The sequence below is a fragment of the Shewanella sp. A22 genome, from assembly GCF_053850585.1.
This window is the reverse complement of the sequence record NZ_JBSQBN010000121.1, coordinates 1-14,022: the sequence shown is the minus strand read 5'-3', so window position 1 is coordinate 14,022 and position 14,022 is coordinate 1. Positions and strand designations below refer to the sequence as shown.

The following is a 14,022-nucleotide window of genomic DNA, read 5'->3' as shown; positions in this document are numbered from 1 at the left end:
CCGCCATGGATGGTGGGAATGTGTTATTTTTTATGGAAAAAAATAGACCATGCCGTCGTATTTTGAAAGCATCTAACGAAGCATAAAGGACTTTGAAACCCGCCAGAATGGAGTCTCTCAGGTATTCTACTTCTGTGTTACATCGATTTGAAAGGGAACAACCATTTCTACATCAATGTGCCTTGAATTGAAAAACCTGAGAGACTCTGAACTGACCAGATATTTAATGAGATTGGTATAAACGGTTATCAAACCGTTCTTTGTCTCGCAAGCTGTGTTGCATTGGCTCGCAATAGGCTAGCTATTGATGCACCAACGCGCCTTGTTAGCAAAACAAATGACAAGTTTGATATAAAAGAGGTCGAATATTGTCATTTTACCTTGCATATCCCACCTCTTAACCCGAGTTAAGTTAACAACTAGCTTAAACGGTCAAGCACTGCTTGTGTAAAATCAGTTGTGCCGTGAGTTCCGCCTAAATCGCGAGTGGTACGGTCGCCTTCTTCAATGACTGCAGATACCGCATTGCGGATCATCTCAGCTTTATCTGACATGCCTAAGTATTCTAGCATTTGAATTGACGCTAAAATGACCGATGTAGGGTTAGCCAAGTTTTTACCTGCTATGTCAGGTGCACTGCCGTGTACTGCTTCAAAAATAGCAGCGTCGCGACCAATGTTAGCGCCTGGTGCCATCCCTAAACCGCCGACAAGACCTGCACATAAGTCAGATAAAATGTCGCCGAAAAGGTTTGTTGTTACAATGACATCGAAGTTTTCAGGGTTCATGACTAACTTCATGCAAGTAGCATCAACAATCATTTCTTCGGTGGTGATGTCTGGATAACGCAAGCTCACTTCACGTGCCACTTTCAAAAATAAACCAGAAGTCGATTTCATAATATTGGCTTTATGAACAATAGTGACTTTTTTACGATTCTCTTTACGTGCCAGTTCGTAAGCAAATGTAGTGATTTGCTCGGCACCTTGGCGAGTAATAATACTGGTCGCTTCAGCTGTTTGGCCATCATCAGAGATTTTTTGGCCTAATCCTGAATACATACCTTCAGTGTTTTCACGCACGGTAATGATATCAATGTTTTCATATCGTGCTTGGGTTCCTTTAAATGAAATCACCGGACGCACATTGGCATATAAACTGAATTTTTTACGCAGGCTCACGTTGATAGAGGTAAAGCCTTCACCAACAGGTGTCGTTAATGGGCCTTTAAGGGTAATGCGATTTTTTTCTATAAGGTCTAAAGTTCGTTGAGGAACTAGTTCACCGTGCTTTTCTAACGCCGTTAACCCTGCATCTGCAAATTCATATTCAAAGTTACATCCTGCTTTGTCGAGGATTTTTAATGCTGAATCGATAATACTTGGTCCAATCCCATCACCTGGGATCACGGTTATTGTACGTTTTGACATGAATAGTCCTTCCACGGTTGTGGTTACTGCAATTGTTAGACCGCATGCTGGATGCGGTAGGTGACGATAAAAAACCGTCGATTTTCTGCGGCGTATTTTAACGACTTTTAATGTTTATTTACAGAAAATAGTGAGTTTTATCACATAAATTTCGTTATTTTTAAGTCAATCCTAATCCGATTGTTTTACTATGGACCCTCAGTGAGCGCTTTATTGACTTTGCTTTGTTTTATCTAGCCTCACGTCAACCTTAATGGTGTTATCGGCGTCAAATAGCTTATGCCGGTAGCATTTTTTATATAGACGACTTTGGTCGAATGCTGCCAATCCTGTATGGTAAGCATGGTCCATCAAAATAACAGACAATCCATCACGATAATAATTAGAGGAAAATGTGAAGTTATTAACCCTTATCCCACTGGCGTTATGCCTGTCTTTTAGTGCCCATGGTGCGACTGCGCCGCGGGCGCTTACAATAGACGATATTATGCATTTCGAAACGCTGCAAAAACCTGTTATTTCTGATAATGGCAAGGTTATGGCTGTACAAGCTAAACCAGATAGAGGCGATAGCCATGCTTTAGTGCGCTTTACCGATAACAGTAAGCAGTATCAGATTGCTCACGGTACTAACGTTAATGTAAGTGCTGATGGCCGTTTTGTATTGGCTACCCTTGAAGCGACATTGTTGGCTCGGGAAACCGAAAAAAGTGACGATTTACCCCATTCTGTTATGTTATTAAATACCGATAATGGCACGCAGCAACAATTTGATAATGTCGATTCAGCTTCTTTTAGTGATGATGGGCGTTATCTCCTCGTCAAGTTTAAACCGATAAAGGCAGATGCCGAAGAAGACAAAGCAACCCAGGATAAAGAGGTTAACGCAGACGTTGATAAAGCGGATGTGGGCACCGATGTGACGGTCATAAAGTTGGCTTCTGATGAACAATTGCTACTCAAAAATGTCACTCGGTTTGCATTTGATCAATCAGGCTTGTATTTAGTGGTATTGCAAAACCAGCAATCTATACACGAGGTTGTATTGGTTAATCTTGATGTGCTTACTACTAAAAGTCTCTACCATAGTGATGAGCAACAAATGGAGGCTTTAGCCATTAGCCATGATGGTCGTTATGTTGCGGTGACTCAGGGGGATGCATCGGTTGAGCGTTATGGCCGAGAGCATAGTTTATTATTGTTTAATATACGTACAGCTAAACAGCAAACGTTTAGTCGAGATGATGGCTGGACCTATAATCAACATTCAAGCTTACAGTTTTCTAAAGACAATCAACGTTTATTCGTTGGCAGAGTTCCTCATGTAGCTCAACAAGTTGAATTAGCAGATTATAAGCAAGCTGAAGATGTGTATAACCCTAAAATCATTACCGGTAAAAAACAGTTAAGAATTTGGCATGGTGACGACCCTAAGATTAAACCGCACGAAGTAAAAGAATATGCTAAAGAACTAACACGTACTTATCTTGCTGTGTTGCACCTCGATACGAATAAAATGGTGCAATTAGCCGATCTAGCAGTACCTGATGTTACTTATGGTGAACAGCAAAATTACTTATTGGCCAGTTCTGATATACCGTATCAAAAAATGATCACATGGGCGGGATTCTATCGCGATGTGTATGTCGTTAATGTCAATACAGGCAAGAAACAGCAAATTCTCACGCAACAACCCAGCGATGCAATGCCAACCTTGTCTCCCCACGCTAAATACTTGGCATATTATCAGCAGGGGAATGTGTATCTATTTGATGTGACTTCAGGTCGTAAAACTAATTTAACCCATAGCATCATGACGCCTTTTGCTGATGAAGATCATGATTATCCTTCTACAGCGCCTGGGTATGGTTTTGGACCTTGGTTAGCCGACGACAGTGGGATTACCGTTTATGATAAATACGATGTGTGGCAATTTAATACGGCTTCATATAAAGGTTTCATGCTAACAAACGGTGAAGGGCGAAAGCAGAAAACGCAATTTAGAGTGGTTGGTTTGGTAAAAGAGAAACGATTACCCGCGGTCATTCATCAAGGTAATGAGTTACTTTTACAAGGTTATAGCCATGTAACGAAGGCTGATGCTTTTTTTAATGCCACAGTGGGTCAATCGGGTGTGCGTCGTCTGACAGAAAGCAACAGTAAACTGTCGTTGTTGGCCCGTGCTAAAAAAGCTAATACAGTGGTGTTTTCTAAACAGCGTTATGACTTATATCCAGACTTATACAGCGCAGACATTGTTGATATTCAAACGGCAAACAAGCTTACGGATCTTGACGCACAACGTGATGCTTTTAATTGGGGGCGTGCTGAGCTTGTGCATTGGCGTGATGGTGACGGCATCAAAATGGATGGGGTACTCATTAAACCAACGAATTATCAAGCTGGAAAACAGTATCCTACCTTAGTGTATTTCTATCGCTTTATGAGCGATAGATTACATGCATTCCCTGATATGAAACTCAATCATAGGCCTAATTTTGCTTGGTACGCTGACAATGGCTACGCTATTTTTCTGCCCGATATTCGTTTTGAAATCGGTTATCCGGGGATTTCATCCGTCAAAGCATTGACCGCAGGTGTACAAAAGCTGATAGAGATGGGCGTGAGCGATCCTAATGCGGTAGGTATTCAGGGGCATTCTTGGGCTGGCTATCAAAGTGCATATGCAGTAACACAAACGAATATCTTTAAAGCAGTTGTGACTGGTGCTCCAGTGTCTAACATGACCAGCGCTTATAGCGGTATCCGTCATGGTTCTGGTTTAGCGAGGCAGTTTCAATATGAAACAGGTCAAAGTCGCATTGGCGAAAGTTTGTTTAAAGCGCCACAAAAGTATATAGAAAACTCACCCATTTTTTATGCTGATCGTATTCAGACACCGATGATGATCATGTTTGGTGATAAAGATGATGCTGTACCTTGGGAACAAGGCGTTGAGTTATATCTTGCGCTTCGCCGGGCTGGTAAAGATGTGGTGTTTTTACAATATGAAGATGAACCGCATCATTTGAAAAAGTACCCAAACAAGCTTGATTACAGTATTAAGATGAAACAGTATTTTGATCATTATTTAAAAGGTGCACAAGCCCCAGATTGGTTACGTCAAGGTGAAGCCTATCAGGAATATAAAAAAGTAGATTAAATGTTCATCTGAACAGGAATGATGTACGCCCTATACTGATACAGATAGGGCGTTTTTGTTATTGATGCCTTATACCAATCCTATTAAATATGTGATCTTTCAGCGGGAGTTCAAAGTGCTGTAGGCAAGGCAGATGATTGAAGCAAATAGTGATTCTCGGTAACAAGCTCCTGCGTTACTCTACCTCCAGCATCCATGCAGTCGTATTTTGAAAGCATCTAACGAAGCATAAAGGACTTTGAAACCCGCCAGAATGGAGCCTCTCAGGTATTCCACTTCTGTGTTACATCGATTTAAAAGGGAACAACCATTTCTACATCAATGTGCCTTGAATTGAAAAAACTGAGAGACTCTGAACTGACCAGATATTTAATGGGATTGGTATAACAAGCTCCTGCGTTACTCTACCTCCAGCATCTGACCGCCATGGATGGTGGGAATGTCTTATTTTTTATGGAAAAAAATAGACCATGCAGTCGTATTTTGAAAGCATCTAACGAAGCATAAAGGACTTTGAAACCCGCCAGAATGGAGTCTCTCAGGTATTCCACTTCTGTGTTACATCGATTTAAAAGGGAGCAACCATTTCTACATCAATGTGCCTTGAATTGAAAAACCTGAGAGACTCTGAACTGACCAGATATTTAATGAGATTGGTATTATTGAGGCGCTTGAGAGGTTATCGGCACAGAAAAGTATTGTTCTTCAGTGTCTTGTCCCCATGCTATGAGTAAATTATCTCTGAATAACAATGGTGTACACTCTTCCTTCGTTGTTTCACCGTCTGATTTTATATGGTGAGTACGGTAATACATCACTTGATATTGGCCATCAATAGCCGTTTTGGCTTCAACAAAGTCTGCGCGGCCTAATAAAGCACGTATTTCATTAAGACTTTGACCAAAGCTAATGTCGCTCATTTGTTGTAAATTGAATGCCTGGCGGTCATCCCATGCTCTATCTTCTGGCTGGGGCTCATAAACAAAAATTACCACGGCAACAAACAACAAATAGGATATGAATATTCCACCGATAATATAAGTTACTTTTGAGTTCATATTCTGTTCAATCCGTTAAGTATGAATGCAATTATCTTATTATTACATTAGTTTGTTATCGGTTTGGTTCTAAATTGTTTCAAATTAATATTCAGTGGAATATCAATTTGCAACTGTGCCAATTTATAGCTAATTCGTGCTATTTCTTTGCCTTCTTCTAACTTTTGGGCCTGTTTGGCACCAAGGTTGTCTAAAGAACGATATAAATTAGCAAGTGTTCTGAATTTATTCAGCAGATCAGCGGCAGACTTGGGGCCGATGCCTGCAATACCGGGAATTTTGTTACCACTGTCGCCGGCAAGTGCGATAAAGTCGAGCATTTGGTATTGCTCTATTCCGAGTTTTTTCTCGTATTGTATAACATCAAAAACCTGTTGATTAAAATGATCCCACAAGGTGAGATTGTTAGTTGGTAATTGGCTAAACCCTTTGTCGGTAGAAACAATAACTACCTCACCTTTATTGGTGATCATTTTCATCGCGATAGTGGCTATAACATCATCGGCTTCAGATTGGGCATCATAAGAGTGGATGTTGTGTTTTGCCAATGTGGTTTTGATGTTAATTAAGCCTTCGCTGAGTGCAGCAGGCATGGGTTTACGACCTTTCTTGTAGTCGCTATACAGCGTTTTACGCCAGGACGGCTCACTGCCATCCCAAACGACAATACAATGGGTTGGTTGATGCTGTAATAGCATTTTTTGAGATGCTGCTAACACGCGTTCTTGTACGCTAATAATATCATTTTCATCAGGTAGCACCGCATGAATACGGCGTACAAGATTGAGTCCATCAATAATCAGTAATTTATTCATTTGTTTTTATTATGTTGTAGCAGGGCACATAAGCGCTTCCTGGTAATTTCATTCGTTGTTGTTTAACAAAGGCATTTAATAGCTTATCCATCATCTTCATGAGTTTAGCATCACCTTTAATATTAAAGGGACCAAACTGCTGGATTAATTTGATGGTATCACTTTTTACGTTACCCGCGACAATACCAGAAAACGCTTTGCGTAAGTTTGCGGCAAGTTCAGCTTTATTATCTTGAAAATAGAGATTCAAATTTTCCATGACATCGTGGGTCGGCTCAAAGGGTAATTGAAATTCGGGCTCAATTTTAAGTGACCATTGGTATTGGTAAGCATCACTCTTTTCTTTGCGATAGGTTTTTACTTCTTCCATACCTTGTTTCATTATTTGGCCAACTTTAACAGGATCATCAATAATGATTTGATATTTGCTCTGTGCTTCTGGCCCAAGTGTCGCACCGATAAATTCATCTATTACGGTGAAGTAATTTGCGCTTTCTTTCGGCCCAGTTAGCACTAATGGAAAAGGAATACTGCTGTTGTCATTATTTAATAAGATGCCAAGGAAATAGAGTAATTCTTCTGCGGTACCTGCGCCCCCGGGGAAAATCACAATACCATGCCCTAAGCGCACAAAGGCTTCTAGACGTTTTTCGATATCAGGTAAAATGACTAATTCATTTACAATTTGATTTGGTGGTTCAGCGGCAATAATACTGGGTTCTGTTAAACCAATATAGCGGGCATTGTGTACTCGTTGTTTAGCATGTGCAATTGCGGCGCCTTTCATTGGGCCTTCCATTGCGCCGGGCCCACAACCGGTACAAATATCTAATCTACGCAGTCCGAGTTGATAACCGACATCTCGCGTATATTGATATTCGACGGCGTTGATGCTGTGTCCTCCCCAGCATACAACAACGTTAGGGTCTTTCATTGGGGAGATGGCTTGGGCATTACGTAAAATATCAAATACAACATTAGTAATGTGGCTGGCATTACTTAAGTCTATGTGTTTTAAATTTTCATATTTGTTGCTGATGTAGATGATATCGCGTAATACCGCGAACAGGTGCTCTTGAATTCCGGCAATAATTTCACCATCGACGAAGGCTTGTGTAGGCGGATTGACAAGCTCAATCTGTATGCCTCTTTCGCGTTGTAAAATGTTAATGCTGAACGATTCATAACGTCGAAAAAGTGCTTCTGAACTATCGCTAATGAGCCCTGATGCGAGTACCGCAAGTGAGCAATTTCGATATAATTGATAAAGGTCGCTTTTTGCGCCTTGTTTTAGGCGTTCGACTTCTAATTGAGAAAGTTGATCTAGGCTACCGCGTGGACTAATTTTTACGATCATAAGCAACTCCTTTGGACCCGAGTGAGAGATGTTTTAGCCCAAAGGAAAGTACTTTGGAATGGGCTAGATATCAATAACGACTCGGTCTCTACCGTTGTTTTTTGCTTGGTATAATGCTGCATCTGCTCTTTCGAAAGCTTCTTCAAGTGTTTCATTTTCCATCACTTGCGCTGCACCTATAGATAATGTAACCGTAATTCTCTGATTTTTAAACTTAAACGGAATATTTTTGATTTTTTCTCTCACTCTGTTTAACAATTGAGAGATATGTTCATCGGTTATATCGGGTAGTAGTAATACAAATTCTTCGCCACCGTAACGAGCGACAAACTCACTTTCACGTAGTGAGTTTCTTAAAGCCATTGCAATGACTTGAAGGGTTTTATCGCCAGTGCTGTGCCCAAAGTTATCATTAATATTTTTAAAGTGATCAATATCAGTAATCGCAATCCATAAGGGAGTTTTGTAACGAATATGGTTACGGTACTCTTGCTCCATTCGGTCTTCTAATGCTGTACGGTTTGCTAGTTGAGTGAGTGGGTCAAGAAGGTTAAGTTTTTGATGTTCAAATAGCTTTTCTTTGTAATTATTGGCTTCTTGTGTAATTGAGTTGAGTTCTTTACGCATAGACTCAATTGATTTACGTAAGATATTTTGTTCACGCTGTTCTAGCGCTTCTTTACGAGATAGCGCATCGCGTAAAGAAGCTAACTGTAATGTAAGTTGCGTTTTTAACTCAGAAAGATTATCGACATCAACAATGATTTCGTCAGCATTATTGACACGTAAATTAATCTCGTTGTTAAGTTGTCCTTTAAGTTGCTCACTGCGCTGACTGCTATTATGAGCATTATTGACTACATCACGTACAAGCGTTAAGGCATCATTGATAGCAAACAAAAAGTCTTGTGAAGCCGTTTTTTCGCGGGCGATGTTGTCGAGCAGTAAACTTAAGATGGTTTGGTATGACTCTAATAAGTTGTTTAAACTGATATCACCCAGTAACACTTCTTTTATGACTAATATTTGATCTCGTTGATCTTTTCTAAATTCTATTTCGGCTATTTTAGCGGCAAGTTCTGTGGCTAATTGAACATGCTGAGGTAAAATCTGGTAGTTGTCAGCACCTGAAAATTCATTTTTTAAAATTTCTTCATAGAAAAAAATCAGCTTCTCTACTTTAGGAATATATTCCCATACAGTATGAAAAGGTTTGCTTAATTCTTGTTTAAAATAGCCTATTTCTTTTTTGAGTTTATCTGGGGCGGCATCAATACGTTGAATTTGACGGATGACTCTATTGAGTCCATTACGGCTGTCCTCTAAACGAGTCATGGTATGGTTATATTGGGATTTTAATAACCTTTCGATGTCGACTAACTCAGGCAACGCATCATCAATTTGCTCAAAGTTGTGCATATTATGACGTAATTTAGCCAGCTTATTGTCGAGCTCTAAATGTTGACCTTTGCAGGCTAGACTAAGGTGAGTGATAAATTGAATCAGTGTGTTCAATTTATCATTGCGATCTGTATTAATTTTTTCGAGTGCAATTTTTGCCGCATTGAGCTTTTGCTTCATCAACGAAATTTGAGTTATCGTTGTATTTGACTCTTTCATTTTACAGTGCCTATTTTCATTCATCAGCGAAAGGTATCGATTACCATAATGTGGATATTGATGTGGATATCAATTCCGATTTTACATTAATTCGCTATTAATCCATTAATATAATGGCAATCTTATCTCAATAGTGTGATGTAGCAAATCTAATTGCCCTTAAAACAGTATAATTAGCTACGATTGCAAGTTTATTAAGCAATTAATGTTTAGGCCAATTGATATCTTGAACATTACGATTACTTTCTGCACGAATAATACCTCGAGTAAGCGCTTGAGTTAGATTTAAATACAATGGCCGCATAAAAAGAGCGGCAGGAGCAAAATTGAGGGGGCGCAATGAAATATAGGCGGGCTGTTGTGCTATTTCCATTGCTGCTGCAAGTGCATATTGTAGCGTTTCAAATTGTAATTCTGCACTGATGTAGACGTCTGGATTAGCGAGTAAAGGCAAATTGATATGGCCAATACTCGCAAGCTTATTGGTGGGGTTTACTGCAAAGTTTGGAATGGTTAATTGGGTTGCTTGCAATTGTTCAAGGCTGCTTAATACTGCACTTAAGATAACATCTGCGTCGTATTGCCTCTCAAAATAACAGGCGATTAAACCAGATCGTATCACAAATACTTCTGCATCAAGTTGTTTACTAAACTGAGCCGTAAATTGCTGCATCAGTGTGATGGACTCTGTAAGCCCAAGCTGTATGTCAATATTATTCAGCTCATTAACATTAACTAAGGCTAATGTTTTTGGCTCAGTGTGTTTTTGTGTATTTAAGCGTTGAATTAATGCTCTATACCCTTGCGACTCAGTTATTGGATCTATTGCATTTAAACGTTGAGCGTTAAGGTATAAATGATTTTTTTGTTTTAGTTTACTGTAGAGGAAAATTAACAATATTATTACAATAATAAGGGTGATAATTAATACTAAAATGATAACGTTGTTGTATTTATTTTTAGTCGATTGCTGTTGTAATTTATTATTCAGTAAACCCAGTTCAAACTTTAACTTTTGTTCTGTTAATTCTGAAAAATCATTGTTTTGTTGGGTATTATCTTGCGATGTATTGGTTAGTTGAATAATCGCATCTGCTGATGTTATTGCTGCATTGAGATCGTTGGTTTTACGGTACGCTGTTGATAGGAAGCTCAGTGCTTCAATTTGCACGTCCATTAGCTTTTTCTTTTTGGCTAACTCAAGTGCTTTATTTGCGTGTTCAATACCAGCAGACCACATTTCTTGGTCGATATTAAGTTGCGCGAACAATAACTCATTATGAACGAGGTAATGATCTACTTTGCGTTTCCTAAAAATACTGTTTGCACGCTGTAATACATCTAATGCTAATTGAATACTATTGAGTTTGAAATATGCTTCACCCAAGTTATGGTAGGTGATCCCCATGGCGATTTCATTGCCTATACGTTCATTCACTTGTTGGGCGTTTAAATAATAATCGATGGCTTTGTTCCACTGTTCTTGGCCTGCATAGATCATTGCGATGACGGTTAATGTGTCTGATAAATAAACATCTTGGCCTAGTCTTTGAAGTATTTCTGCAGCGTTATGAGCATATTTTAGTGCATCATCCCATTGCTCTAGATCACGGTATGTGCGGGCCAAGTTGAGCTGTGTGTGTGCTTTTATTCCTGGGTAATCTAAGTTACTGGCTAAACGAAAAGCTTCACTAAAATGCTGTAATGATTTTGCTTGATCACCGTTTAGGTTGTAATAACGGCCTAGTTGGGTTTCAGCATCAGATATAAAGTAATCGTTACGTAATTGATAAGCAATTTCGCGATAACGATTTAAATGAGATAGCGCCGGGGCGGGTTGAAGGATCAGTGAATGTAACATGCTCAATTGGTCATGAAGTGAAGCCTTTAGCAGGGTGCTTTCGAGGCTCATATCCGTACTGATTTTATTGAGCACGTCGTTATATTGAATAATAACTTGTTTATATTCCTGATTTTGACGGCCTTTTAGACGGGCCTTTAACATAATGACGATGGCCTGCTCTAACGTTGTTGTTGCGATGGTATCCAATTGCTTAATGAGTAATTCGGCATCTTGAAATTTGGTTGGTGATTTGAGTTTTGCTTCCAAATTTAATCGAGCGAGCAACTCTAAATCCCGATGAAGTTCGTTTGGTTGATAACTGAGTTCATTGGCGGCCTGCTCGAATTCGGTTTTATTTGAGAATTGCAGCGGAAACTCTGTTGCCCTAATTAGTGTTGTATAGAGATTTTGTGGGTTTTCTTTAAATAATATTTCTTGTTGTTCAACGTCTCTGGCAGACACCATTGAACTGAATAGTATTGTGCATAATATTAATAAAGAAAAATGTCGCGGCATAGCAAGAGGTACCTTTATATTTTTAGTTAACATGGGCTTAATTTGAACATTGCATAGGGACACAAATTTACAGTGGTTTAACATTCTAAAGACTGACTATTGACCATCATTAGGTAAATTAGCACTGTGTTAATAAGTTTAGATCGTTATAATTGTTCGGAATTTAAAATAAAAACAATAGAATCATACCAGAAGGAACCTAGAGTGAAACCTACTTCTCTTGCAATTTTAACCAGCAGTGCCGTTTTTTCGATGACTTGGGGCATGCCTGCGTTTGCAGATGTTGACTACCATATTGATATTCATCAGCCTGCTCATCATTTAGCTCAAGTGAGCGTTTCATTTCCTCAAACGGATTCGGAACAGTTAACGGTTAATTTGCCTGTATGGCGTACGGGCCGTTATCAAGTGTTACCCATTGCCGATGGTATCAGATTATTTAATGCAACAGACAGCCAAGGTCAGTCTTTACCTTGGAGGCGAACTGCAAGTGGTGAGTGGCAAATAGCACTCACCAAACCCACATCGGTTAAGGTGACATACCAACTGCAAGCGAACGAACTCGGAGACCGTTTACGCCATATTGATACTAGTCATGCTTTTTTAGATGCCAGTGGTGTATTTATGTATAGTCCTGAATTTCGTCAACAGCCTATCACGGTCGATATGACGATACCTAAAGGTTGGAACAGCTATTCAGGAATGGAACAAGGCTTAAAATCGAATTCGTTTAAAGCGGCCAATTATGATGTGCTTGTTGACTCACCAATTGAAACAGGACTCAATCAACACTTTAGTTTTGAAGCCAATGACCGCCAGTATGAAGTGGTTTTTTGGGGGGAAGGTAATTACGATACCCAAAAAATTGTTGAAGACTTAGCAAAAATCAGTGCGCAAGCATCGGCTATTTGGGATGGATATCCATTTAAGCGTTATGTGTATATGATCCATGCAACCAGTGGCGCTCGAGGTGCTACAGAACATGTCAATTCGACGGTGATTCAACTGCCACGATTTAATTTTCGTGAACGTGAAGATTATTTGCGCTTTATTAGCACCGCCTCTCATGAATTTATCCATACGTGGAATGTTAAAGCATACCGTCCTGAAGGGTTAGTACCCTATGATTATCAGTCCGAAAGCTTGACTGACTTATTGTGGATGGCGGAGGGATCTACAAGTTATTTTCAAAATCAATTATTATTGCGTGCAGGCGTGATTACAGCCAAAGAGTTTTTTGATGATTTAAGCCAACGTATTGTGCTTAATCAACATAACCCTGGCCGTGAGATACAATCTATTGCAGAAGCCAGTTTAGGCCAATGGAGTAGCACTTCTGGGGATTACGCACTTAATCACAGCGTTAATATATACTCTGAAGGTTATTTAGTATCAATGGCGCTTGACTTTAGTTTGTTGAGTGACACAAAACTTGTTCACTCATATCGAGATGTTCATAAAACACTTTACCAGCAATACACCATTCCAATGGGTTATAACGTTGCCGATGTACAAGCCATTTTGAAGCAATTGTCAGGTAAAGATTATCAATCTTGGTGGCAACAATATATTAATCAACCATTGACTCTTCAGTTTGATGAGCTGCTAGCACACGCTGGATTGATGAGCACTTATGGTAAGAAACCTAAAACGGTTGTTGATGCTGGAGTGATGTTGTCAGGTTTAGATGGTGATTTAATCATTAGCAGTGTGGTAAAGGATGGCCCTGCTTGGAACGCGGGTATGTCTGCCGGCGATGAGATTGTTGCTGTGAATGGATTAAAAGTGACAGCGGATGGATTGACTAAGCGTCTGAATGATTTTAATGCTGGCGATACGATTAAGCTGAGTATATTCAGTAATGATCGCTTGGAAGAGGTCAGTCTGCAGTTGAGCGAGCAACCTAAAGATGATTTATCTATTATCCCCGTTGATAATGTTACAGATGCTCAAAAAGCGTTTTATAAAGCGTGGTTAGGTGTCGATTGGCCGTTTGATGATAATGGTGATTGGGCTGACTAAGTTTGTTGGATATTGATATTTGATTGATAATTAAAATGCCCTGATAGTAGGGCATTTTAATTTAGTTATTTATACCAATCCTATTAAATATGTGATCTTTCAGCGGGAGTTCAACGTGCTGTAGGCAAGGCAGATGATTGAAGCGAATAGTGATCCTCGGTAACAAGCTCCTGCGTTACTCTACCTCCAGCATCTGAC

Annotated in this window: 8 protein-coding genes; 2 read left to right on the top strand and 6 right to left on the bottom strand. The window is 39.6% G+C overall.

Translation table 11 applies throughout. From position 1 onward, the window contains the following. Positions 1 to 419: 419 nt before the first annotated feature. Positions 420 to 1,430, bottom strand: a complete 1,011-nt coding sequence (locus ACWXWT_RS17030; protein WP_456042766.1) for an isocitrate dehydrogenase — start codon at positions 1,428 to 1,430, stop codon at positions 420 to 422. A gap of 394 nt (positions 1,431 to 1,824) precedes the next feature. Here ACWXWT_RS17030 and ACWXWT_RS17025 point away from each other — a divergent pair, with 394 nt between their 5' ends. Next, positions 1,825 to 4,593, top strand: a complete 2,769-nt coding sequence (locus ACWXWT_RS17025) for a S9 family peptidase (protein WP_456042765.1) — start codon at positions 1,825 to 1,827, stop codon at positions 4,591 to 4,593. Between the two features lie 659 nt (positions 4,594 to 5,252). Here ACWXWT_RS17025 and ACWXWT_RS17020 read toward each other — a convergent pair. The 5 genes from ACWXWT_RS17020 to ACWXWT_RS17000 all read right to left on the bottom strand — a co-directional run bounded on the left by ACWXWT_RS17020 (position 5,253) and on the right by ACWXWT_RS17000 (position 11,802). Next, entirely contained in the window at positions 5,253 to 5,651 is a 399-nt protein-coding gene (locus ACWXWT_RS17020) for a DUF3192 domain-containing protein (protein WP_456042764.1), read from the bottom strand. A 47-nt stretch (positions 5,652 to 5,698) separates the two neighbouring features. Next, positions 5,699 to 6,466, bottom strand: a complete 768-nt coding sequence (gene xni / locus ACWXWT_RS17015; RefSeq protein WP_456042763.1) for a flap endonuclease Xni — start codon at positions 6,464 to 6,466, stop codon at positions 5,699 to 5,701. Beyond that, a complete protein-coding gene (gene ppnN, locus ACWXWT_RS17010) occupies positions 6,459 to 7,823 on the bottom strand; it encodes a nucleotide 5'-monophosphate nucleosidase PpnN (RefSeq protein ID WP_456042762.1) in 1,365 nt (454 codons plus the stop codon). Before ppnN ends, xni begins: the two co-directional genes overlap by 8 nt. Positions 7,824 to 7,886: 63 nt before the next feature. Continuing rightward, positions 7,887 to 9,443 (bottom strand): diguanylate cyclase domain-containing protein, encoded by a 1,557-nt coding sequence (locus ACWXWT_RS17005; RefSeq protein ID WP_456042761.1) that lies wholly within the window; start codon positions 9,441 to 9,443, stop codon positions 7,887 to 7,889. 202 nt (positions 9,444 to 9,645) lie between these two features. Further along, the gene (locus ACWXWT_RS17000; protein WP_456042760.1) at positions 9,646 to 11,802 is read right to left on the bottom strand and encodes a tetratricopeptide repeat protein; all 2,157 of its coding nucleotides are present in this window, start codon (positions 11,800 to 11,802) and stop codon (positions 9,646 to 9,648) included. 204 nt (positions 11,803 to 12,006) lie between these two features. On the opposite strand from ACWXWT_RS17000, the gene ACWXWT_RS16995 reads away from it, so the two are divergent. Then, on the top strand, positions 12,007 to 13,824 hold the full coding sequence (locus ACWXWT_RS16995; protein WP_456042759.1) for a M61 family metallopeptidase: 1,818 nt from the start codon (positions 12,007 to 12,009) through the stop codon (positions 13,822 to 13,824). Positions 13,825 to 14,022: the final 198 nt, after the last annotated feature.

Bases quoted from the DNA above. Each gene is read 5' to 3' on its own strand.
- ACWXWT_RS17030 (WP_456042766.1), bottom strand. From the start codon at position 1,430: ATGTCAAAACGTACAATAACCGTGATCCCAGGTGATGGGATTGGACCA.
- ACWXWT_RS17020 (WP_456042764.1), bottom strand. From the start codon at position 5,651: ATGAACTCAAAAGTAACTTATATTATCGGTGGAATATTCATATCCTAT.
- xni (WP_456042763.1), bottom strand. From the start codon at position 6,466: ATGAATAAATTACTGATTATTGATGGACTCAATCTTGTACGCCGTATT.
- ppnN (WP_456042762.1), bottom strand. From the start codon at position 7,823: ATGATCGTAAAAATTAGTCCACGCGGTAGCCTAGATCAACTTTCTCAA.
- ACWXWT_RS17005 (WP_456042761.1), bottom strand. From the start codon at position 9,443: ATGAAAGAGTCAAATACAACGATAACTCAAATTTCGTTGATGAAGCAA.
- ACWXWT_RS17000 (WP_456042760.1), bottom strand. From the start codon at position 11,802: ATGCCGCGACATTTTTCTTTATTAATATTATGCACAATACTATTCAGT.